This is a genomic window from Bacteroides sp. (genome assembly GCF_030151085.1).
GTDB lineage: Bacteria > Bacteroidota > Bacteroidia > Bacteroidales > Bacteroidaceae > Bacteroides.
In genome coordinates, this window is record NZ_JASLER010000056.1 from 212,167 (window position 1) to 237,965 (window position 25,799).

Genomic DNA, 25,799 nt, shown 5'->3' on the forward strand with positions numbered 1-25,799 from the left:
TTCTTATAGTTTATACTCTAATTGACGTTTCTTTCCATCAACAGATACTTCTACTTTCACCCCATTCTCATCAAAAGCTTTATTCAGGAACTTAGCCTTGAAAGCCGGGAATGAAGCAGCATTCTTCGATGGATAAATAATGGTTATGTAGCGCACTGCTTCAGGTGTATTCTTTTCTACATCGAAAGAAACAGCCGTACGGGGAACACGTACACGATAAGCGGTAGAACGCCAGCCTTCTTTTTCTTTCAAAGAACTTTTCTTCTCCGGAAAGCATTGAAGTTTTACGTTACTCTCACCTTCAAAGGCAGTAGTCAAAGTGTTGTTCTTTGCATCTACATTCACAGTACCTTCGCACAGATTATAGTTCAAGTTCACTGTACCCTTGGCATCACCAACCGCCTCGTCTACGATTACAAAATAAGACTGGTCTACAAAGAATACAGAACGTCTGTGCTTCAATCCGTCATAGTGCGGGTTCTCTGTTACAAGAATCTGTTCACTGCCCTCCGGTTTCCAAAGCTTGGTAACCGATTGTGTAGTCTGTAGATTTTTCTCGTCCAATGTCAATGTATTGTGAGAGCATGTACGACGGAACCAGTTACGGAGTTTCATTACTTCATCGTCACCGGCATAAACGTACGAGCCACTATCCGGGAATAAATTCCGACCATTAAACCAAAGTTCGAAAGTACCGTTATCCGGCTGGCAGTGCCATTCGCCCTTAGGACCAGCTTTCAACACCATGACCGTAGCATCTTGTTTCCATCCGTTTCTGAAAGTAAAGAAGCCGGAAGTCAACGCTCCATAAGAGAGATTTGGCAGAGGACTACCTTCGCGACCTTCTGTTGCATAATAACGTATCCATTCGCAATCCGGGAAGATTTTGAGCCAATCCTGATAATTGCGGATTTCTTCGGGGCGGTCACCCAACTTAGCATCGCTGAAACAAGGGTTACTATAATCAGGGAAACAAATATTTGAGTAGAACTCAATCATATTCTTCACCGTATTCACATACTCAGCCGGCAGTTCCTTGCGGAAACCATTAACGTCTGCCATGCGAAGAGCTTTGCAGAAGATATTGATTGCTGCCAAGTGATAGTGAGGGTCCAATTCGTATTGTCCGCCGTCAGCATAAACCTGCTTACCGATTTCGCGATTCAAGATACTAATTCCGCTCTCTCTCCAGCCAGCTGCTTCCTTGAATTCGGGGAAGAATGCACCGGCATACAACATGCGTTGTGCTTCAAACAGCAAGTGATTGCCCTGGTCTGAGTAATTGCCCAGGATATGTAATGCATGACGATGGTAGTTCACCAGAAACTCTGTCAGAAATTCCGGTGTAAATGCCTGCGAAGGAACGAATAGCAGGAATTGCAGCGTCTGGTCTTGCAAGCGGTTGCTCACTTCCAACGGACGCCAGGCAAAGCGTACATTCTCCGCATTTCCTTTAACTTCACCTGCACTGACAAGCTCGTATTCCTCTTTCTCTACCTGAGTCAACGGATTCTTTTGAATCCAGTCTATATACTGGTAAGCCCATTCTTTGGCATATTTCTCATCACCCGAAATACGGTATGCTTTCCCCATCGGGGTAAACCATTTATGACGGTGCAACTGCCAGCGCAATTCGTTATCTTGTACCGGCCAGTATTGCCAGTTGATATCTTTGCCATAATTATAGGAAGGTTGATAACCTTTATGCACAAAGAATGTATGTTCAAGTGCATCGTCCGCCCATTTTTGCTCTTCCTTTGATATTTTGATATTTTTCATATCAATATCAGGATGCTCTATGCCGGCACGCTGACGGTAATAATCCAATAAAGCCTGAGCAGCCTCATTCCATTGCTGACGGTCATAGGCAGCTTTCACTTTCTCCAAACCCGGATAATCCAGATTCAAGAGATCAAAAGCTTCCTTTCTGAGTTGCTGTGCTTCCGCACAAATGACAACCAACAAAAAAGTGAAACTTAAAAGATACTTTGCTATTTTCATGGTATATTATTTTCGATTAAAGCGATTTATAATCAAGTCCTTTTACTTGCATGTAACGAGCCAATGCCTCCAGATAATAATAATCGGCATAATTGATAGGTGTATCAATTTCAGAGCCATTGGGCAATGAGCCAGTAGAGTGCATCAAAATAAATCCTTGATTCGTACCTACTTTGGCCAAATATGCATCGGAAGAAAGTGATTTCAATAACTTCTCAGCATAATCAAAATAAACTTGCCCGTCTTCTACCAATGTACTAAGCTCTATCAATGCAGAAGCTGTAATAGAAGCAGCAGAAGCATCCCTGGGAGTTTGCGGCGTTTCGGGTGCATCAAAATCCCACAAAGGAATGGCATCATCAGTCTTTACCCGTATCATTATCAACTCGGCAATATCTTTAGCCTGTTGCAAAAATACAGAATCTTTTGATTCGCGGTAACAAGAAGTATAACCATATACACCCCAAGCTTGTCCACGTGCCCATGCAGATTCATCATTTTTTCCCTGATGCGTGCATTTCAGTTCTACCGTACCGTCATTATTATAACTTACTACATGGTAAGAACTATGATCGGGTCTGAAATGATTCTTCAAAGTTGTTTCAGCATGTTTCAATGCTATTTCCTTATATTTAGGATCATTTGTCAGATGACTTACATAGAACAGCAAATCCAAGTTCATCATATTGTCTATGATTACGGGGAAGTTCCATTTCCCGAAATCCCAAGAGCGAATACATCCAATGCTATCATTAAAACGTCCACACAAATTATCAGCAGTCTGTACCAAAGCCAAACGGGCACTATCTGCCGGTAACAAACGATTGGCATTGCCATAGCTGCAATTCATCATAAATCCGATATCATGTGTACCTTTATAGTCTTTCACCGGATACAGATAATTGGTAAACTTAACGGCATCTTTCTTTAAATCTTCATCACCTGTCAACTGGTAAGCATACCACAAATTACCCGGAAAGAATCCGCTTGTCCAATCGTAGATGGAAGAGCAATACCGACGGGTACCCAACGCATCTTTTATAGGCTTTACCCGCAAAGAATCTTTAAAAGTAGCCGGATCTCTTTGCAGTTGATTACAGAGAAAATCCATATCATATCCCGTCCAGATAGCGCGAGGTAACAATACTGAATCACCTACATCGGCTACCGTTTCTTTCAACTGCGCTGCAGATACATCTATCGCCTGCTTCAACCAGGTATATTCTCCTTTTGATTGATTGGAAGCACAACCCGAAAAACTATACATCGTAACAATTGCGCAACAAAACAACAAAAATTTCTTCATAAAATAAGTTTTATAAGTTAGTATCAGTAACAAGAAGTTAAGTAGTCAAGTAGTACTTAACTACTTACTACCTGACTACTTACTTCTAATTATTTATTCGTAACCCGGATTATTCTTGCCTCCTAAAGCAGGATTAGATTGCAATTCACCCAATGGAATCGGGAAGAGCTCGTGTTGCCCCTTCACAAATTTCTCACCAGCTACATATTTGCCTTTGAGGGACTTGTCCATATTGTCCTGGAAATACTTCAGAGATTCACCCAAGATACCCCAACGAAGCAAGTCGTATTTACGTTGACCTTCGAAAGCCAACTCGAAACCACGTTCCCAGTAAAGAGCTGTACGGAATTTACCGGCTGCATCATTATCCTGGATATATGGAAGATTGTAAACTTTCGGAGCTTTCAATAAGCTATTGTAATTAGCGTCAGTGATAGGAGTTGCCTTCGCACGTGTACGTACCGTATTCAACAAATCCCAGGCTTCCGGAGTATTACCAATTTCGTTATAAGCCTCAGCAGCCATCAATACTACATCAGCATAGCGCAACGGGCAGTAGTTTACACCTGTATTGTTAGGATCAACAAAACCACCAGGCATCCACTCTCTGCGCCACTTGCCCGGATACCAGTCTGTCAACTTCTCATTTTCTACCGGTACATGGTTAGCTTTATCCGCATTCCACTTAAGCTGATAAGTACATACCATTACATCTCTCCGCTCATCCGTTCCTTCAAAGAAATCCTTCCAAGCCGGTAATACACGGAAAAAAGCATTAGCACGTCCCATAGAAGTTGAAGTAGCATTCTTACCCGGTGCTTCAACCAATGGTCCGTTATAAGTGCCCCAAGTTCCTGAGTTATCCTTATAGCCAGTTCCTGTAGGATTGAAAGCTATTTCCCACAAGCTCTCTTTAGAATTCAAAGTACCTGCTGAATAACCTACAAATAACTGTTTGAAACCACCGTCATAGAATCCGTGGTAACCTTTGCTCTTAAATGCAGTCCATTCAGTAACTACAGCATTAAAATATTCTTTTCTCTTAGCCTCATCCGGGCGAGTCAATTTACCATCCTGCTGTAAGCTATAGCCGGCACGTTGTAAGTAAATGCGCATCAACAATGCATGAGCAGCACCTTGTGAAGGTACTTCCGGTGAAAGTGATGCATTTCCTTTCTGCAAGTTTTCTTTAGCAAAATCCAAGTCAGCAATAATCAAGTCATAGATTTCTTCACGGCTTACACGACCGTTAAAAGCATCTTCATATCCAGATGAATAAGTAGCTTTGAAGGGAGCATCTCCCCAATACTTAATCAGGTCAAAACCCAGGAATGCACGAAGGAAACGAGCCTGAGCCACTAAATCCTTCAAATAAGTACTGCCTTCATATTCTGCCATTTTCTCAATACCTGCAATGGCAAAGTTGGCACGATCTATCCCCATGTACTTGTACTCCCACAAAGAAGCAACCCAGTCATTCGTCGATTTCACCATATAGTGAGAAATATCACGGCGTGTGTTATCTGTACCTGTACCCTGTATATAATAGGTATCGTCTGAAGAAGGCATAGCCATTTCAAACTGTCCGTAATGCTTGTCTATAGCCAGACAGTCGTAAACACCTATTACCGACATTTTAGCTTGGTCATTAGTTTGAAAGTAAGTGTCCTTCTCGTAGTAAGAAGTAGGTTTCTCAGTCAGGTCGCAAGAGGTGAATCCTGCTACAATCAGTGCGCTTAGCGCAATCACTTTATATTTTTTCATTGTATTCTCCTTTTGAAGTTCATTAGAAAGCTAAATTAATACCGAAAACAAACGAGCGGCTCTTAGGATAAGCACCAAAGTCAACACCCGGTGTCAAGCCACTGCCCATTGTAGAAACTTCAGGATCGAAGCCAGTGTACTTGGTCCAGGTAAACAGGTTGGAACCTGTAGCATAAAGACGCAATTTGCTGATACCAGCTTTGCTAAGCATCTTCTTGGGGAAAGTGTAACCTAAAGTAATATTGCTCAACTTCAAGAATGAACCATCTTCCACAGCCCAAGAGTGAATATAAGTATCACCTACTTCATTGTCATAGATAGCGGCTACTGTTTTGCCTCTGTTGATTTCTGCCATTTCCTGAGGATCAGTAATCAGTTCACCAGATTTATTAACCAAGACCCAACGGTTCTTAGAATCAGCTACTGCTAAAACGTTCTTGTTCTGTAAAGCAGTTTTTGTATTAGTCAGCTTGGTTGCATTGAATACGTCGTTGCCGATGCTGTAAGTAAAGAAAATACTCAAATCGAAATCTTTATAAGTAAAGGTATTGTTGATACCACCATAAAGTTTAGGATAAGCGTTACCGATTACAGTTTTGTCAGCTTCTGTAATTTTATTGTCTTCGCTGCCATCTATATTCTTAAACTTCCACATACCCGGTTTTACGTTACCTTTTTCACCTGCATACGGAATACCGTCTTTCAAAGTATAAGTTTGAGTAGATGCATCGTAATTAAAGTCAGATACCTGGTACAGACCGTCTGTTACATATCCATACATCTGACCCAAAGGTTGGTTCACACCAATAATGTGTGTATTCTGGCTATAACCGAAGTTAGCTTCCCACAACTGTACTTCCTCACCAGTCAACTTCTTAACAGAATTCTTGTTGTGAGACAAAGTTACAGATGTATTCCAGCTAAAGCTCTTGTTCATGATATTGGTTGAATTGATAGTCAAGTCAATACCCTTATTTTCTGTCTCACCAGCATTAATAACCATGCTGTTGTAACCAGATGAAGTAGGCAATTTAGCATTCAGCAGCAAGTTACTACTACGGTTAATGTAGAACTCAGGAGAGATAGTCAAACGTTGGTTGAAGAAACCGAAGTCAAGACCAAAGTTGAAGGTTTTATTAGCTTCCCACTTCAAATCGGGGTTAGGAATCTGTTTGGAAACGTAACCCGATTGAGTAGAATCTCCATTAGGATAGGTTACTGAATTCAGGATAGCCAAACCAAGATAACTGTCGATACGATTATTACCAGCCATACCATAGCCTAAACGAACTTTCAGGTCAGAGAAGATATCCAAGTTCTTGATAAACTCTTCTTCTCCCAAACGCCAAGCTGCTGAGAATGCAGGGAAATATCCCCATTTATTATTCTTACCGAATTTAGAAGAACCGTCGGCACGAACTGAAGCAGTAAACAAGTATTTATCTTTGTAGCCGTAGTTGAAACGACCAAAGAATGAAAGCAATTTGTCATCATAGTTTTCAGCAGACTGAACAGCTGTAGGAAGACCCAGTGAAAGGTCAGCCAAACCGATATCATCATTCGGGAAGTTAGATGCTGCTGCCTTGAAGTTACGTTCCCAACGGTCTACATACTCATGACCTACCATAGCAGTCACATCATGACCTTTACCCGACCAGTTGTAGTTCAATACATTTGAAGTCTGGAAGCTACCGTTTTCCAAATTCTGGATGCTACCATTGATACTTGAACGCTTTGCTGTAATAGACTTGGCTCCGTAGAAAACATCATTACGGCGTGTCTGATAACGCATACCTGTTGTGTTACGGAAAGTCAGACCCTTGAACAGTTTAAAAGTAAAACCACCATTGGCCTGGAAAGTACGGTATTCACGGTCGTTCGTTTCTTCAGCAGCAGAAAGCAAAGGGTTCTGCATTACGTTACCCGAGTCATCCAAGAAGATAGGGTCTTCGTCACCTAACAGCAAATCGTCGGTTCCGTTGATACCTACTGTAGGACGATACTGCAAAATGTGTTGCATCTTATTAAAGCGGTCACCACCATCAGAAGTACCCATACCGGAAATCTTCATTTGGTCATAACTGATACGGGCTGTAACGTCCAAGCGGTCATTCACTTTATGATTCATATTAAATGAAATATTGTGCTTCTTGTTTCCGCTATACACCATTGCACCCTCTTCATCATAATAAGAGTATGCCAAGTTGTAGTTCAATTTATCAGTACCACCGGAAACACCTACACGATAGTTTTGTGTAATTGCTGTACGTCCCAATGTCTCGTCTTGCCAATCCAAGCCTTTACGGTTACCATAGTTCTTTTCGAGGTCATTATAATTGCCATAGATTTCAGTGAACTTCTTGATGTCTTTATCCCAGTCATCCGGAGTAGTAGCATCATAAACGCGACGTTCATAATCCAACATGGCAAACTCATAAGTAGAAAGTACATCCAGCTTCTTGGCGATTTTCTTAAAACCTACATAGCTGTCAAAAGTAACAGTAGCTTTTCCGTCCTTACCACCGCTCTTGGTAGTAATAACAACTACACCATTCGCACCACGGGCACCATAGATAGCCGTAGCAGAAGCATCTTTCAAAATGTCGATTGTTTCAATCTCGGCAGGATCAAGGGTAGACATACCATCTTCACTGGGGAAACCGTCGATGATATACAAAGGCTCGTTACTTTGAGTAATAGAGATACCACCACGAACACGAACTGAGATAGAAGCTCCGGGAGCACCTTCGCTTTGCATTACCTGCACACCTGCCATACGTCCGGCAAGGGCTTGCGTAATATCACTGGTAGGAACTTTAGAGAGTTCTTTGCTATTCACTGAAGCAACAGAACCAGTCAAGTCTTTACGTTTCACAGTTGCATAACCGATAGCTACCACTTCATCCAGCAGTACGGCATCTGCCTGCAACGTTACATTAATAACACTCTGCTTGTTGACTTTCACTTCCTGAGAAGTCATACCCACATACGAAAAGACCAATACATCCTTAGATGCGTCATTCACTTTCAGCGAATACTTACCATCTATGTCAGTAACTGTTCCAATACCGGCAGCTCCTTTAATAGTAACGCTACCTCCAATAACTTCATATCCTTCGCTATCAACTACCTTACCGGTAACTGTCAGACTTTGCGCGTATGCAGTCATACTGACCAAAGCGAGGACAAACATTAAAATTGATTCTTTTAATTTGAACATAATAAATAAATCTAAGGTTTAACTTTAGAGATAATTTTGTGGCGGCAAACTTACTGCAAGCGCAAAAAAAAGTGAGATAGTATTGTTTTTTATGCTCCCACTTTTACGTTTTTTCCATGCCAATATTGTTCACCTTAGGATATTTTTGTGTAAAACAGGCCACACAACCCTATACAGATGGGGTTAATGAAGGAAGTCTGCCCGCATCGGAGCGAAACAATCAATAAGAACTCCAGGCTCCAGACAAACGCATCCATGCAGAACGTCAGGTTCCATATAAAGACCGTCACCCGCCTGAACTATTTTCTTTTCGTCACCTATTGTAAACTCAAACTTACCACTCGCTACATAAGTAGTTTGTGTATGATAGTGGGTATGAGGAGTGCCTATGGCTCCCTTTTCAAATTTTACTTTGACTAACATTACTTGCCCGTCATAGCCCATTATCTGTCTCGTTACACCTTCACCGGCTGGTTCCCACTCTTTGTCCTTTTCATAAACAAAGGTCTCGCTTCTTGTTTTCTTTACAGGATTTTCAGGAGCTTCATTGGCTGGGGCAGCGAATATATTAGTCATTGCCAGGATTGAAACACCCATCGTACATACACACTTCTTCCATGCTTTCATTTTCATAATCAATAGTTTTTAGTGGATTTAATATATTATTCTGATAAAATTTCAAACTTGTATACCGTGACCTGCCGATAAGTTTCGCCCGGTCTCAATACGGTAGAAGGGAAATGGGCATTATTAGGAGAATCGGGAAAATGCTGCATTTCGAGGCAAAATCCATAGTATTTGCCATACCTCCTATTGCCATGCCCATTTAGATAATCCATATTGGAACTCGGGATATAAAACTGCATTCCGGGTTCAGTGGTATAGGCTTTCAGTACTCGTCCTGAGATAGGTTCTGTAACGATAGCTACCAGCTCCAAAGAATCCGGACGTTTGTTTAGTTTATAATTGATATCATACGTTTTTTCCATCCGGCGGATTTGCTTTTCGGCTGTTTGCGGAGTTCTGAAGTCATACTCAGTTCCTGCAACGGGCTTCAATTCTCCTGTAGGAATTCCTGCTGAATCAGTCGGAGTAATAGAGTCTGCATAAAGCGTATAAAGATGATTCAATACAGGATCCTTGCAACCGGTCAGATTGAAATAACTGTGATTGGTAAAGTTCACAACGGTAGGATGGTTAGTGGTTGCGGTATAATCTAAGATGACCTCATTGTGATTGGTCAGTTTATAAGCGATTGTCAGTTTAAGATTACCGGGAAATCCTCCTTCAAGATGGATGCTTTTATAGGAAAAGACGACCACTGCCGTGTCTTTCACCACATAAAAGGTATCTGTTTCGAAAACCTGTGTATTGAATCCCCGACTTCCTCCATGAACAGAATTTCCTTTACTGTTCTTTTCAAGCTGAATGACTTGGTTATCCAAACAAAACTCCCCATTCTTGATTCTGTTGGCAAACCGACCTACAGTAGCACCAAACTTAGGTTGCCGCCCTAGATAATTTTCCAAACTATCGAAACCTAGTACTACTTGTTCAAAATTTCCCTTTTTATCGGGCACGGATACAGACGTCAACGTTGCAGCAAAGTTGGTGACTTTGATCGTCATACCATTCCTATTCGTCAAGTTGAAAAGCCTGACGGGTTTGCCATCTTTCTCAATTTGCGCAATTTCGGAAACAGAAAGAGCCAATGTTTTAGTTTGCTTGCATGCAACCAACAAAGGCAAGACAATCAGCAAGATCCAAATACAATGTTTCCTCATAACTTATTTCTTTCCATATTCTGTTGGTAAACAACCGATGTACTTTTTGAAGCGTGCAGCAAAATAAGAAGGAGTATTATATCCCACCATAAAACTGATTTCAGATACATTGTACTTTCCTTCCTGTAAAAGTTGGCATGCGCGGTTAAAACGTATTTTATGGATAAAATCAATAGCTGACTTACCTGTTATTGCTTTCAATTTCAAGTGGAGATTGGAACGGCTCATGTTCATCTCACGTGCAAATTGCTCTGTAGAGAATTCCACATTATCCATATTCTTCTCGATCACGGCAATGGCTTTTCTCAGCAGTTCTTCATCCATCGTGTTATTAGTAAGCTTCTCCGGCTCTACTTCCGTCGCATTGGAGTAGTGTTCAAAAATGCGATGACGCGTACGCAGCATGTTCATAATCTTGGCTTTCAAAACTGCCAATGAGAAGGGTTTGGCTATGTAATCATCTGCTCCTACCTGCAATCCTTCCAACTGATATTTAATATCAGCTTTGGCAGAAAGCATATAGACCGGGATATGGCAGGTACGCAAGTTTTGTTTTACCAACTTGCATAATTTTACTCCATCCATGACGGGCATCATGACATCCGTGATAATCAAATCAACTTCCTGTTCTTTCAGAACATCCAATGCTTTTTGTCCATTTTCAGCTTCCAGCATATTGAACAAGTCGGACAATCCATTCACCAAATATTTCCTCAACTCTTTATTATCTTCTACTACAAGGATGGTTCCGCGTTTATTAGTATCTTCATCCGCTTCATTTTTCACCTCCGCTTCTTCCTCATCGCCAATGTACACATCATGCGCATTCGTAGAATATACCCGTTGATTTTCTGCATTTTCTTGTCCGCCAAGCAGTTCTTCAGGAGTATATGCTAATTTATCCTGCGGCAGGTAAATGGAGAAAGTGGAGCCTTTGCCGGGTGTGCTTTCCAATGTAATCCTTCCATGATGCAATTCAACCAATCGTTGTACCAGGGAGAGACCAATACCGCTGCCTTCGCGCCCACTTTCCACCTGATAGAAGCGTTCAAAAATCTTCGCTTGTTTTTCTTTGGGAATACCAATGCCTGTATCTATTACTTGCAGCACTAGTTCTCCTGCCTCCTGATATAGTTTTACCGTAATACTTTCGCCCTCTTCGGTATATTTAAAAGCATTCGATAGCAAATTGTTAACAATCAGATCCAGATAGTTTTCATCGAATAGCAGTTCCTTGTCTTGCAGCTCCGTATAGAAATTATAATCTATATCTTTTTTCTTAGACAGACTTTCATAGTTCATAAAGCTATTCAAAACTCGCTTGTAGGCATTAGCACACACCAGTCTGAGTTCAAAGATACCAAGTTCTGCACGTCTGTAATCCATCAACTGGTTGACCAAATGTAACAAACGGTTTGTATTTCTTTGTACATAGAGCAACTGTTCATGTTCCCAATGCCCGGATATACGGCTTAGCAACTCTTGCAAAGGTGCCACTATCAGAGTAAGAGGAGTGCGTAACTCATGCGAGATATTGACATAAAAACGAATCTTCATCTGGCTGATTTCTTCCCGTTTCTCCTTGTCCAGTCTCTCCATAAGGATTTCTGCCTGCATGCTCTTGCGCAACCAGAAATAGCGAACAATGCCAAATACCACCAGTAAGAAGGACAAAGCAAATAAAGAAAGCGCCCACCAGGTACAATACCAAACAGGCAGAACACGAATATGCAGCACAGTAGGTTCTTCATTCCATTTGCCGTCATTATTCGCCGCCTTTATATAAAAGGTATAGTCTCCTGCCGGCAAATTGGAGTACGAAACCGGACTGATGTCATTCTGTTTATACCATTCATCATTATATCCTTCCAGTTTATAGGCGAAAGTATTGTGCTTACCGGCAATGTAATTAGACACCACAAAAGATATGGCAAATGAGTTTTGTGAAGAAGTTAAAGTGATATGATCCGCATATTCAATTGTTTCACTTAAAATACCGGTTTCGTCATTAGGCAGAACTTCCTTATTATAAACAAATAGTTTATTGATTACCGGTCTAGGAGCGTATGGATTATCAATCAAGGTTTCCGGGCGGAACAATGTAATACCGTTAACACCACCAAATAACATATAGCCGTTATCTTTACGACAATAAGAACCGGCATTAAACTGATTGCCCTGCAAACCATCCAGTATAGTGAAATTACGGAACTTTCCATTTTCGGGATTCAAACAACTCAGTCCCTGATTGGTGCTTATCCACAAACGGGCATAGGCATCTTCCATGATACCATAAATGACATTACTTGGCAAGCCGTCTGCCGTGGTATATTGCAATAGTTTTTGGTCGCCTTCTTTCATTGCAAAAAGTCCGCTTCGTGTCCCTATCCAGATATATCCAGACGCAGATTCATAAAAGCAGTTCACAAATGCCTGCTGCAATATTGGTGCTATATGAAAATCCGTATTAATCAGGAAATCAGATCCTATTTGATTATAGACCGAAACGCCCATTTCACCCCCTACCCATATACGTTTTCTAGAATCGCGGAACAGCAGGCGATTATATTGCTGCAATTTACGTCCGTTCTTGTCTTTATTGACAATTGTAAAATTGCGTTTGTTTATATCGAAATGCAACAGATATTCCAGTGAAGCTATCCAAAGGCCTCCATTTTCATCCGAGATGATAGAGTAGATATTATTGCTAGGCAAGTTGCTATTCTGACGATTGAAGTATTCTACTTGCCCCGATTTACGATGAAGCGCCATCATACCTCCGGCATGGGCTCCTACATAAATTTTATCATGCGCCTCGTCTACATATACGGTTTTAATATCTTTGAAAGGTACATCCAACGCACCCGACTGAAACAAATAATTCTTATATAATTTCGAGGTAGAATCATAAAAATTCAATCCACCGTCGCTTGTTCCAATCCACAGGTTATGCCCGTTGTCTTCCACAATGCAACTCACGACATTGTTGCTAAGTGAATTCAGAAAAGGAACATGCTTAACACGCTGAAAACGGTTGCAGAGAGGATGGTAATAGTTTAATCCACCCCAGTATGTACCCAGCCACATGCCGCCTTGTGAATCTCGAAAGATGCTTCGAACCGAATTTTGAGACAAACTTCCTTCTTGTATCTCGGAACTTTTTATAGAAGAAAAATTGTCTGTTACTTCTTTATAGATATTCAGTCCGCTATAAGTCCCTACCCATAAACGATTTTCTGTATCCAATTCCAGTGAGCGTACATAATTAGAAATCAATCCCGACTGCCCATTTTCACTTCGGTAGTTCTTCAATTCCTTGGTCTTAGTATCATACATATACAAGCCATTTCCTTCGGTTGCCATCCATATCCGGCTGAACATCTGGCACAAAACCGCATGTATTCGTACATCGGCAGGTATACTTACTAATTTTTCAAGTTTGCCTCCAGATAGAGTATAAGTATATAACCCTTCTTCTGCACCGATATAAATACAATCCCCCTGACGGACTAATACTGTAGGCTTCAGTGAATGCAACGATAACAAGGTGTCATTCAGAAAGCGTTCTTTCTTTATATCAAAAAGCAGAATACCTTCTGTTGTACCCAACATCAGCCAGTCTTCTTTAATGGGTGTAATGCTGTTGATGGGCACATTGGTGCCATTCTTCTTATAAAAGTAATTGGAAAAAGTATTTTTACGGCGATTGTAGAAAGATAAGCCTTCACGGGTGCCCACCCATATCTGATCCGAATCATCAATAGCTATACATCGGGTTATATCGCTGGCAATGCTATTAGAATCTGTATATTCATGGCGATACACAGTAAAATTGTAACCATCGTACTTATTCACACCATCGTACGTTGCAAACCATAAATTTTCTTCTTTATCCTGATTAATTGCAAATATCGTGCTGTGCGATAGGCCTTCTTCCATGCCGATATGGGAAAAATAGATATCTTCCGTTATTCCGGCATTTAATATATATGGAAATAGCGCTCCTAAAAGTACTAACAAAATTTGTTTTATTTTCATAGTAATATCTTATTATGAGACAAATAAACAAAATATATTAACGAAAAAGAATATTTATACAAATTTTCTTCTCTGCACCATCAGGAATTACCCGCAAAGGCACAAAGGAAAAACCGGGAACAGGATTGAAAATTCGTCCATCTTTATCGGTAGGAGCAACTTCTATGCATCCGGCTGTACAAGTTATAGATAAAATGCCTCCTCTCTTCTTTATAGATGCTTCTCTTGAAGTTACTTTCACCTCTTCGGTTGGAGATGCAATAACCGGTAACATAAAGTATGCACCCTCATAACAGTTATCCACAATTATTCCGATACCTTGTTTTGTATAGGTATAGTCTAGTGTTATTGGAATTTCTCCTTGAGAGGGAGATTTTTGATTTATATCGACTAAATGGGTATTCACGGCAAAACGATAACCATTCTTTTCGGTATGGCAGATAATATCGGTATTGAGGTCATCGAGATTGCTATATACATTTCCATTTTGCATGAGCTCTATTCGTGGTGTACCGCCCATGATGTATTCGCGACTATTGCTCTGCATATTGGGAGCTTCAATCAATTGATATTGGTTCATAGTGGCAGCAAATATAGGCCCTGCCTGTGCATGCCACAACATAGAGAGTGCACCTCCCATCGGGTGAGTACCTTTTGTCTTATACTCTGCATCATATCCGGTGAATGTAGCGCGCCAAGCGCCTTGGGAAATGAGCCAGGTATGAATATCCTTGAAGTATTTCATACCATAGGCTTTGTCACGGGGAAGTTCTTTAGAAGAAGTAACATTCAAAGAAGGCAATTCTAAAAAAGAAGTAATTGCCTTGGCATGACCGAATGTATGATGAATGCAGGGAGGAATACCACAAGCACGATAATGCATACCACCGTAGAGTAATCCGTCTGAAGTAGCCTCTTTCAACAACTGTACATTGCGGCGGATTGCTTCGAGATATTCAGGATGTTGGGCGGCCATCGCATAATAACCTCCCATGAAACCATCGCTGGTACGTCCACCCCAATAAGTCCATTTAAAACTGCGGGTTCCCCAGCTATTGTCCCAAGCACCATCGGGCAACATGAATTCCAAATGAGTAGCCATCGAGCGGTCTACTAAAGCCAGCAGTTCAGTATCTTTCGCCATAATGCCGTAATATACCATGTTCGGCAAAGATTCTTCTACATTATAAAGTAAGTCTATTGGCAGACACCCGTTTCTGGTTTTTGACCATACGTTAGGACCTTCACCAAACAGGAAAGCATCATTTTCAGTGAAAAAGCTTTTTAAATCGTCAGCTACCTGACGGGCTTCTTTCTGAAAATCAGGTCGATTGCACATCTCACCTATGGCATACAGGGCATAGGTAGCCGAAGCTTGATAGTTCACATTCATATTTCGCATACCATCCCGTTTACGGCTATATATAAAAGGAGTTGCCATCATAAATTCACCGGCTTCTATCAGCCTTTGTTTCCAATGGTTCCGGGTGGAATCGTCTAACAAATGACCATGATAGTGCAGTGCTTCATAAAGAGCGATGGACGCAAAGACCGTCGTACCATTCCAATCGGAAACATGTACATCGTTCATCCAGGAGCCATTAAGAAGATGCACGTTTTCCATCCATGCCATCAGGCGTTTAGCGGCACTAAGATATTTGTCATTACGGGTCTTTTCCGCCAGATACATCAAAGGGAGTACAGCGTCTCCGATACGACCATGAATACGGGCACAGGCAGGACATAGAACGCCACCATAGAGAGAGGGATACAGATTGTCGAGCTGATAAGTCAGGAATGTATCCATCCACTCCGTCAGCAACTTTTCCGATTCGATACGTAAAGAATTATTAAATGAAAGAGTCTTGCTTTTAGTCTCTTGTGCAGATAAGAATGACGCACTTAACAGCAGCAGTACAATGATTAAGTTTCTCATGTTTTTCAGATTAGATTACTTCCTCAAAAGTAGGGGTTTGTTTCCAGTCTTTCCACCTCTTTTATATAATATCCTATCCACATTCGTCTATAGGCAAGCGTAATATTGTTGAAACACTGCTAATATTGTCGAATTATAGCCCATCAAAACAATATTAGCACTCTTTTCAACAGATGGAAGTACTTGCTATTCAGAAACACCCTACTTTAGCCTCCAGAAAAAATCATCCTTAAAACATACTATTTTATGAGACACTTACCCTTATTAATGTGCACTGCTTGTTGCGGTTTGTATTCCGCACAAACCGAGGCAGCCGACAAAAAAAACGAAAGACCTAATATCCTTTGGTTAACTTTCGAAGATACCAGTGCTTACGAATTCGGTTGCTATGGCAATAATGATGTACATACGCCTAATGCGGACAGCCTTGCAGCTAGCGGCATACAGTTTATGAATGCATGGTCTGTGGCTCCACAAAGTTCGGCAGCCCGTTCGTCTCTTATTACCGGATGCTATTCTTCCACGTATGGAATGGATATACACCCTGTTTCATACGATACTCCTGCCGACATATTTTTCCCTCAAAGATTGCGTGAAGCCGGGTATTACTGTACAAACAACAGCAAGACTCATTATAATTCTACTACAGATAATAAAAGCTGCTGGGACGAATGTAACAACAAGGCTTCCTATAACAGTACTAAACGCGGGAAAGACCAACCCTTCTTTGCGGTATACAATACAGTAACTTCGCACATGGGACGTGTTCGTACGTTTCACACCGACGGACGCAGGGATTACACCCAAGAAGGCATTTATCCGCAACAACTTACGTTACCTTCATACGTGCCCGATTTGCCGGAAGTACGGTCGGATTATTCAGGACATCTGGAAGCTGTTCAGGATGTGGATACCTGGCTAGGAATCTTCCTGAAAGATTTAAAAGAAAAAGGATTGGACGATAATACTATCATTTTCTTTTTCAGCGATCATGGCGGTTGTGTGGCACGCGGTAAAGGTTATCTATATGAAAGCGGACTAAAAGTTCCTATGTTAGCCTACTTTCCTCCGAAATGGCAACATCTGGCCAATGGTGCAAAAGGTAAAGAGAACGGTTTGGTAAACTTCACCGATTTGGGACCCACTGTACTTAGTTTGGCAGGTATAAAGCCTCCCAAGCACATGCAGGGCAAAGCTCTTTACGGGAAATTCTCCAGTAAAGAGAAGCGCGAAGTTCAGTTTGCACTGGCAGCCAACCAATTGCATCACTTCATGCCGGTACGTGCGGTTACCGATGGGCATTTCAAATATATCCGCAGCTATATCCCTTACCGCCAGTTCGCTTTGCGCAACTATTACCAATGGGGTATGCCGTCTAATAAAGCATGGGATAAACTCGTATTGGGAGGACACAATACAAATCCTGAATGGGCACTGACTTTCGAAGCCCATCCGGCAGACATGCTGTTCGATCTGGAAAAAGATCCAAGTGAGTTGCACGATTTATCCGGTTCTCCCGAATACTCAGAAGTGCTTTCCAAGATGCGTCAGGCATTATCCAGCCATGTCCGTTCTACAGTAGACTTGGGCTTCTTCCTGCCCGATTCGCGTACCGGACATATCCTTTATGACAAAGTACGCAAAGAAAAGTATCCACTAGAAGAACTTTATAACCTTGTAGAGTTGGCAGGAAACGCTACTACAGCCAATCTTCCGATATTAGAGAAAGCCATTACCAGCCCCCTTACCGAAATGAGATTCTGGGGTGCTGTAGGATATGCCAAACTCGCCAGAGAGAAACAAATCAGTACTTGTCCGCAAGCGTTATTGATGCTTCTGCAAGATAATAACCCATATATTGCCTCCGAAGCTGCTTATGCTGCTGCCTATCTGGGTAAAGCGCAAGAAGGAATTACCCGTCTTGTTACCCCTATTCAGGAAAGTGACCGGAAAATAGGTTACTCCTCATTGGAATGTATATCTTTAGACCCTGAAATGCGTGATTATATCCGTCCCTTCCTTCCACAATTGAAGGAAGCAGCAGAAACCCTGCCACGTCTTGAAAATGAAGATGCCGGTTTGATGGCACGTGGTATTCTTGTGAATCTGGGTGAAATGGACATCAAAGACCTGCACGGTCCCGAAGCCTACAAACAAGGATTAAAGCTGAACCACGGACGTAGGCTTATGGTTCCGCTACCCAACTAATTTGCAATCATAATATTGATAAAGAATGAGAACAACTGTATTAATCGCTTTATGCCTTCTGCCCCTGAGTGCAGCAAGCCCCATTCATGCACAATCCAATAAATTAGTGCCTCTGAAAGAGCGTGTCAACGTACAAGCCGACTCTGCGCGCACCAATCAGATTATAGACGGTCGTTGGGTAGCTGTAGGCACCGGAAAACCTCATACGCTCCAATTGGATTACACCCGCCCCTTTCAGGGCATGCCTTCCTATCGTTTCGAACTGAAACAAGAAGATAATACACTCGAAGGGTATTCAGCAGGAGAAACCAAAGGCCGCGTCGAGCTCTGCTATTGTTATGCCACAGCCAATGATTTCCATAATCAATCTGCCTCAGATTATTCCAGTGCCCAAAAGATGAAGACCGTATATCATTACGGAAAAGGCAGCTGCCCGCAAGGTTCATCCATGAGTTATACATTTTCTGTTTACATCCCCGATACCTTGGACAAAGAAGTATCTACCATCTTCGCCCAATGGCACGGTATGCCTAGCCGGACGCTAGTATCAGACCCTAGCGGCAAAGTAATGAGACTCAGCACAGAAGAATTTCTGGAAGTGGAAAAGCGAATGATCTTCAAGAAAGATACCGCATACGACAAGGTAATGAAAACCAATGCCAAAGGAGATACCATCTATAAAGCTGGAAAAGCCAACGGATGGCTGATAGAGCAAGGAGGCTATCCCCCACTCGCCTTCGGCTTTTCGCAAGGTTACTTCTACATCAAATCGAATTCTGACCGGAAATGGCTGACCGATAAAACAGACCGATGCAATGCCAATCCCGACAAAACAGAGGTAATGAAACCCGTCACCTCCACCTATAAAGCCTCTACAATAGCCTGCAAGATGCCATTCGACAGTTTTCCCAAAGACTGCTGGGTAACCTTCAACATAGATATTGACTGGACTGTGTACGGAAGAGAGCAAGAAACCATCCTCAAACCCGGCATGCTAGATGTAGTAATGACTTACCCGCAATCCGGCAAAGAGATTAAAAAGCATATCGTTGACAACGAAGAGATTCTAATCGGCCGCAATGACGAAGAAGGGTACTACTTCAAATTCGGCATTTACCGCGTAGGAAATAGTACCATTCCGGTTTGCTACAACCTTGCAGGTTATGAAGAAAGTTCCAGGAAATAAAATTATTTGGCGTGCAGCTCAGCCGCTTTGAATTTACGGAATTGCCAAGTCAGCATTACGAGTGCAATCAAACAAGCACAGACATCTGCCACCGGCATACTGTACCATACGCCGGCTACCCCGAAGTATCGAGGTAGAATCAGCAAACAAGGAACCAAAATAATCATTTGGCGGGTAAGGGAAAGAAATATAGCCTTACTCGCCATTCCTATACTTTGGAAGAAGTTGGCAGTCACCATCTGAAAGCCGATAATCGGAAAGAACATGACCACTATACGCAGACCTTTGGATGAAATATCAATCAACTCTGCATCGGATGTAAAAATACTCACCACCAGTTCGGGAAGAAACATTCCTATCAGGAATCCGGTAGTTGTCACAACCGTAGCAAAAACAATGGTCAGTTTCAGTACCTTCGTTACACGTGCGTATTGCTTTGCACCGAAGTTATAGCCTGCAATGGGTTGCATACCTTGGTTAAGTCCCATGACAATCATAATAAAAACAAAGACCAGTCGGTTGACAATGCCAAATGCTCCGATAGCTAAATCACCACCATAATGCTTCAATCCTTGATTGATAAGTACCACAATGAGACATGCTGCCAGGTTCATAAGAAAAGGAGACATTCCGATAGCCAGCGAATCGACTACAATCTTACGGCGCAAACGAAAAATACCTTTCCGGAAATGAAGTAATTCCTCTTTGTTGGAGAATAGTTTAAACTGCCACATCAGCGCAATGACCTGTGCAGTAACCGTAGCTATAGCCGCTCCCCGAATGCCCCAGCCAAAGCCAAAAATAAATATCGGAGCAAGAATCGTATTAATAACCACCGTTGCAATCGTTGCATACATGGCCTTTTGCGGATGTCCCACAGAACGAAGTACTGCATTTAGTCCAAGATACATGTGGGTAACCACATTTCCCAACAAAATAATCTGCATAAACTCACGGGCATACTTCACTGTTTCATCACTACCACCGAAGAAATATAAGATAGGATCAAGAAATATTAATGTTACTACAGAGAACGACAGACCAAGAATAATGTTAAGTATCAATACGTTTCCTAATATTCGTTGGGCTGTGTCATAGTCCTTTTGCCCCAACTTGACAGACACCAATGTTGCCGCACCTACGCCCACCAGCGAGCCGAATGCCGCTGCAAGATTCATCAGCGGAAAAGTCAGTGCCAATCCTGAGATTGCCATCGTACCCACTCCGTGACCGATGAAGATACTGTCTACCATATTATATAAGGAAGATGCTGTCATGGCGATAATTGCCGGAACGGCATATTGCATTAGTAGTTTCCCAATACTCTCTGTACCCAACGCTGTGGGTGTCTTTTGTCCTGCCATACTTAATACCTATTTCTTTTTGCGGGTGCAAAGGTACTCATTTTTTGTCAAAGCAACAAGAAGATGCGGCATTACGATTTTCGATAACATAATCTAGTGTTTATCGGTCGAAAATCATGCATTTCTTTTCAAAAAGACTTTGGTTTGGAATGCTTCATATAGGTTCTTATGATAGTTTCTATGCATTGGAACTAGGAGTTTTGCTAATTGGAACTAGGAGTTTTGCTAATTGAAACTAATAGTTTTGACTATTGAAACCTTTAGTTTAGACTGTTGAAACTTTTAGTTTTGAACATTGAAACTAAAAGTTTCATGCTGAGAACTAACAAAATAACTATTTCTTAATTGAACAATAAATAAGTACATTCTAATTACGGTCTTTGGATGTATCTGTGATAGATGGTTGCGAGAAAGTCGATCTATCACACCTATCTATCACGCTTCAATCCACTAATATTCTGATAGATATATCCTATAATGTGATAGCATGATAGATACTTTTACAAAAAAAAGTCTATGATGGTTGCAATGGTTTATAATGAAGCAGATTTTCCCAATACAATTCAGTTTGAGCATAACAGCCCTATTAGCTTTATTTATAGAAAATATAACGCTATCTGAAAAATGTTTCGTACTTTTGCACCAAATTGAGTGAAATATAGCGAAATGAACGTATTAGAACTAAGTGAACAGGAAATCATTCGTCGCAATAGTATGAATGAACTTCGCGCGATGGGTATCGAACCCTATCCCGCAGCAGAGTATGTAACCAATGCTTTCTCTACCGATATTAAAACTGAATTCAAAGACGACGAAGAGCCTCGCCAAGTGTCTGTAGCCGGACGTATGATGAGCCGTCGTGTCATGGGAAAAGCTTCCTTCATTGAATTACAGGATTCCAAAGGACGTATCCAGGTTTATATTACCCGCGATGACATCTGCCCCGGAGAAGACAAAGAGATGTACAACACCGTGTTCAAACGTTTGCTCGACTTAGGTGACTTCATCGGTATCGAAGGTTTTGTATTTCGTACCCAAATGGGCGAAATCAGTATCCATGCCAAGAAAATAACCGTACTTTCAAAGAGCATCAAACCCCTGCCCATCGTTAAATATAAGGATGGAGTAGCTTACGACTCTTTCGAAGATCCGGAACTCCGTTATCGCCAACGCTACGTCGATCTGATTGTAAACGACGGAGTAAAAGAGACTTTCCAAAAACGTGCCACCATCATCAAAACCATGCGTTCCGTTCTTGATGAAGCCGGATATACCGAAGTAGAAACTCCTATCTTGCAGTCCATCCCCGGTGGAGCAAGTGCACGTCCTTTCATTACACACCATAACTCATTGGATATGGGCCTCTACCTGCGCATAGCTACCGAACTTTATCTGAAGCGACTGATTGTAGGAGGTTTCGAAGGTGTATATGAAATCGGAAAGAACTTCCGCAACGAAGGTATGGACAAGAACCATAACCCCGAATTTACTTGCGTAGAACTCTACGTACAATATAAGGATTATAACTGGATGATGAGTTTCACCGAGAAATTACTGGAACGCATCTGTATCGCCGTAAACGGTTGCACCGAAACCGAGATAGATGGCAAAACCATCAGCTTCAAGGCTCCATACCGCCGTCTGCCCATCTTGGAAGCAATCAAGGAAAAGACCGGTTACGACCTCGAAGGTAAGAACGAAGGCGAGATTCGTCAAGTTTGCCGCGAACTGAAAATGGAAATCGACGACACCATGGGCAAGGGCAAGCTGATAGACGAAATCTTCGGCGAGTTCTGCGAAGGTACTTTTATACAACCCACTTTCATCACCGACTATCCTGTAGAGATGAGTCCGCTGACCAAGATACACCGCAGCAAACCCGGATTGACCGAACGCTTCGAACTCATGGTAAACGGCAAGGAGTTGGCTAACGCTTACAGCGAGCTAAACGACCCCATCGACCAGGAAGAACGCTTCAAAGACCAGTTAAGCCTCAGCGAAAAGGGAGATGACGAGGCCATGTTTATCGATCAGGATTTCTTGAAAGCACTGCAATATGGTATGCCTCCTACATCAGGTATCGGCATCGGAATTGACCGGCTGACTATGTTGATGACCGGCAAAGCATTCATTCAAGAAGTACTTTTCTTCCCGCAAATGCGCCCGGAGAAAGTGACTCCGAAAGATACTCCCGCCAAATTCATGGAACTGGGTATTCCCGAAGAGTGGGTAGCCGTCATCCAAAAGGCCGGTTACAACTTGGTGAGCGACATGAAAGATGTGAATCCGCAGAAGTTACACATGGATATCTGTGGTATCAACAAGAAATATAAACTGGAACTGACAGCCCCGACGGTGAACGACGTTACTGCCTGGATCAGTTCAATCAAAAATTAAGAATTAAAAATTAAAACCCAGATAAGCATGATTAAAAGATAAAAGGGAAGAAGATAAACCTTTGCCCCTTTTAATTTTTAATTTTTAATTATTAATTATCATGAAACTACCCGGTAAGATAGCCATCATGGGCGGAGGAAGTTGGGCAACTGCCATTGCTAAAATGGTACTTTCTCAAGCGGAGTCAATAAATTGGTACATGCGGCGAGATGATCGTATTACCGATTTCAAACGACTTGGACATAATCCTGCCTACTTGACGGGCGTCAAGTTCGATACTAAGCGCATTAATTTCAACTCCAACATCAACGATGTAGTGAGAGACTCTGACACGCTTATATTCGTGACCCCCTCACCTTATTTGAAATCTCACTTGAAAAAGTTGAAGATGAAAATAAAGGATAAATTCATCATCACAGCAATTAAAGGTATCGTACCCGACGATAACATGATTGTTTCGGAGTACTTTACCAAAGAATATGGCGTACCGGCTGAAAACATCGCCGTACTGGCAGGCCCCTGTCATGCGGAAGAAGTAGCCTTGGAACGCCTTTCTTATTTAACCATAGCTTGTCCGGACACCGACAAAGCATGCACTATCGCCCGTAATTTGGCAAGTTCGTACATCAAGACATCTGTCAGCAACGACGTTGCAGGCATTGAATACAGTTCGGTGTTGAAAAACGTATATGCCATAGCAGCCGGTATTTGTAGCGGTTTGAAGTACGGAGATAACTTTCAAGCTGTACTCATGTCCAACGCTATACAAGAGATGAACCGTTTCTTGCAGACAGTGCATCCGCTGAACCGGAATGTAAACGATTCTGTTTATCTGGGCGACTTGCTGGTAACCGGATATTCCAATTTCAGCCGTAACCGTACATTCGGTACCATGATTGGCAAAGGTTACTCCGTAAAAAGTGCACAGATAGAAATGGAAATGATTGCTGAAGGTTACTTCGGTACCAAGTGTATCAAAGAGATCAACAAGCATCATCACGTCAACATGCCGATAGTAGATGCCGTGTACAATATTCTGTACGAACGCATCTCGCCAATGATAGAGATTAAGTTGCTGACGGATTCATTCCGCTAACCGACACCTTAAAATAGAATGATAACATAAGACTTTAACCCTTTAATATAATAATGAATATGATTAAATTAGACATTGAGAAAACATTCGGATTCATCTCAAAAGAAAACGTTTTCGCCTATGAAGCCCAAGTAAAGGCTGCACAGGAGGCATTAGAAAATGGCACAGGCAAGGGTAATGATTTCTTAGGTTGGTTACACCTCCCCTCCTCCATAACAAAAGAGCATTTGGCTGACCTGAAAGCTACTGCACAAGTATTGCGTGATAATTGCGAAGTTGTAATTGTTGCCGGTATCGGTGGAAGCTACCTCGGCACACGTGCGGTTATCGAAGCTTTATCAAACAGCTTTACTTGGTTGCAAGATAAAAAAACTGCTCCGGTCATGATTTACGCCGGACACAATATTGGTGAAGATTATCTGTATGAACTCACTGAATTCCTGAAAGACAAGAAGTTCGGTGTTATCAATATCTCCAAGTCAGGTACTACCACCGAAACAGCCTTGGCTTTCCGTCTGCTGAAGAAGCAATGCGAAGACCAACGCGGCAAAGATATGGCAAAGAAGGTAATCGTTGCTATCACAGATGCCAAGAAGGGTGCTGCCCGCGTAACTGCTAACAACGAAGGTTACAAATCATTCATCATCCCCGATAATGTAGGTGGTCGCTTCTCTGTACTTACTCCGGTAGGTCTGTTGCCGATTGCAATTGCCGGTTTTGATATCGAAAAGTTAGTTGCCGGTGCTGCCAACATGGAGAAAGCTTGTGGAAAAGATGTTCCGTTTGCTGAAAACCCTGCTGCTATCTATGCCGCTACCCGTAACGAACTTTACAAGAGTGGCAAGAAGATTGAAATCCTCGTAAACTTCAACCCCAAGTTGCACTATGTCAGCGAATGGTGGAAACAGCTTTACGGAGAATCAGAAGGTAAAGAAAACAAAGGTATCTTCCCTGCTGCCGTTGACTTCTCAACTGATCTTCACTCTATGGGTCAATGGATTCAGGAAGGTGAACGCACCATCTTCGAAACCGTTATCTCTGTAGAAAAGACCAACCACAAGTTGCAAGTGCCTAGCGATGAAGCTAACCTCGACGGTTTGAACTTCCTGGCCGGCAAGCGTGTAGACGAAGTAAACAAGATGGCTGAACTGGGAACACAACTCGCTCACGTAGACGGTGGTGTACCTAACATGCGTATCGTAATCCCTACCCTGAACGAAGAAACCATCGGCGGTTTGCTGTATTTCTTTGAAATAGGTTGTGGCATCAGTGGTTATGTTCTCGGCGTTAATCCGTTTGACCAACCAGGCGTAGAAGCATATAAGAAGAATATGTTTGCATTGCTGAACAAGCCAGGTTACGAAGCTGAATCCAAAGCTATTCAGGCAAGACTGTAAGCTATATAAGAGGGGATTAAAAGCCTCCCTAAAATAGAAATCAAAATCCCCCCGTTACAATTGTGCAACGGGGGGATTTCGATTTTAAACAAGTATTCTATA

General features: G+C 42.0%; 14 protein-coding genes. 5 read left to right on the forward strand and 9 right to left on the reverse strand.

Annotation, left to right across the window (positions count from 1 at the left end):
* Positions 1–3: 3 nt before the first annotated feature.
* From hepC to Q1W14_RS11620, 8 genes are all read right to left on the reverse strand, one after another.
* A complete protein-coding gene (hepC, locus tag Q1W14_RS11585; protein ID WP_300701622.1) occupies positions 4–2,001 on the reverse strand; it encodes a heparin-sulfate lyase HepC in 1,998 nt (665 codons plus the stop codon).
* A gap of 16 nt (positions 2,002–2,017) precedes the next feature.
* Entirely contained in the window at positions 2,018–3,307 is a 1,290-nt protein-coding gene (locus Q1W14_RS11590) for a DUF4995 domain-containing protein (protein WP_300701624.1), read from the reverse strand.
* Between the two features lie 93 nt (positions 3,308–3,400).
* Complete coding sequence (locus Q1W14_RS11595) at positions 3,401–5,071, reverse strand: RagB/SusD family nutrient uptake outer membrane protein (protein ID WP_300701626.1); 1,671 nt, start codon at positions 5,069–5,071, stop codon at positions 3,401–3,403.
* Between the two features lie 22 nt (positions 5,072–5,093).
* A complete protein-coding gene (locus Q1W14_RS11600; RefSeq protein ID WP_300701628.1) occupies positions 5,094–8,291 on the reverse strand; it encodes a TonB-dependent receptor in 3,198 nt (1,065 codons plus the stop codon).
* Between the two features lie 183 nt (positions 8,292–8,474).
* Positions 8,475–8,867 (reverse strand): cupin domain-containing protein, encoded by a 393-nt coding sequence (locus Q1W14_RS11605; RefSeq protein WP_366945759.1) that lies wholly within the window; start codon positions 8,865–8,867, stop codon positions 8,475–8,477.
* Positions 8,868–8,953: 86 nt separating this feature from the next.
* Positions 8,954–10,075: an aldose epimerase family protein gene (locus tag Q1W14_RS11610; protein ID WP_300701631.1), complete on the reverse strand. Its 1,122-nt coding sequence runs from the start codon at positions 10,073–10,075 to the stop codon at positions 8,954–8,956.
* A 3-nt stretch (positions 10,076–10,078) separates the two neighbouring features.
* Entirely contained in the window at positions 10,079–14,113 is a 4,035-nt protein-coding gene (locus Q1W14_RS11615) for a two-component regulator propeller domain-containing protein (RefSeq protein WP_300701633.1), read from the reverse strand.
* A 37-nt stretch (positions 14,114–14,150) separates the two neighbouring features.
* Complete coding sequence (locus Q1W14_RS11620; protein ID WP_300701635.1) at positions 14,151–16,049, reverse strand: hypothetical protein; 1,899 nt, start codon at positions 16,047–16,049, stop codon at positions 14,151–14,153.
* Between the two features lie 246 nt (positions 16,050–16,295).
* On the opposite strand from Q1W14_RS11620, the gene Q1W14_RS11625 reads away from it, so the two are divergent.
* Complete coding sequence (locus Q1W14_RS11625) at positions 16,296–18,257, forward strand: sulfatase (protein WP_300701637.1); 1,962 nt, start codon at positions 16,296–16,298, stop codon at positions 18,255–18,257.
* 25 nt (positions 18,258–18,282) lie between these two features.
* The gene (locus tag Q1W14_RS11630; protein WP_300701638.1) at positions 18,283–19,443 is read left to right on the forward strand and encodes a heparin lyase I family protein; all 1,161 of its coding nucleotides are present in this window, start codon (positions 18,283–18,285) and stop codon (positions 19,441–19,443) included.
* A 2-nt stretch (positions 19,444–19,445) separates the two neighbouring features.
* Here Q1W14_RS11630 and Q1W14_RS11635 read toward each other — a convergent pair whose 3' ends face one another.
* Positions 19,446–20,807, reverse strand: a complete 1,362-nt coding sequence (locus Q1W14_RS11635) for an MATE family efflux transporter (RefSeq protein ID WP_300701640.1) — start codon at positions 20,805–20,807, stop codon at positions 19,446–19,448.
* Positions 20,808–21,473: 666 nt separating this feature from the next.
* Between Q1W14_RS11635 and lysS the strand changes: the two genes are divergently transcribed.
* The 3 genes from lysS (at position 21,474) to Q1W14_RS11650 (ending at position 25,697) form a co-directional block, all read left to right on the forward strand.
* Positions 21,474–23,204, forward strand: coding sequence for a lysine--tRNA ligase (gene lysS, locus Q1W14_RS11640; RefSeq protein WP_300701642.1), 1,731 nt, complete (start codon positions 21,474–21,476; stop codon positions 23,202–23,204).
* 100 nt (positions 23,205–23,304) lie between these two features.
* Positions 23,305–24,300 (forward strand): NAD(P)H-dependent glycerol-3-phosphate dehydrogenase, encoded by a 996-nt coding sequence (locus Q1W14_RS11645; RefSeq protein ID WP_300701644.1) that lies wholly within the window; start codon positions 23,305–23,307, stop codon positions 24,298–24,300.
* A 59-nt stretch (positions 24,301–24,359) separates the two neighbouring features.
* Positions 24,360–25,697: a glucose-6-phosphate isomerase gene (locus Q1W14_RS11650; RefSeq protein ID WP_300701646.1), complete on the forward strand. Its 1,338-nt coding sequence runs from the start codon at positions 24,360–24,362 to the stop codon at positions 25,695–25,697.
* Positions 25,698–25,799 lie beyond the last annotated feature (102 nt).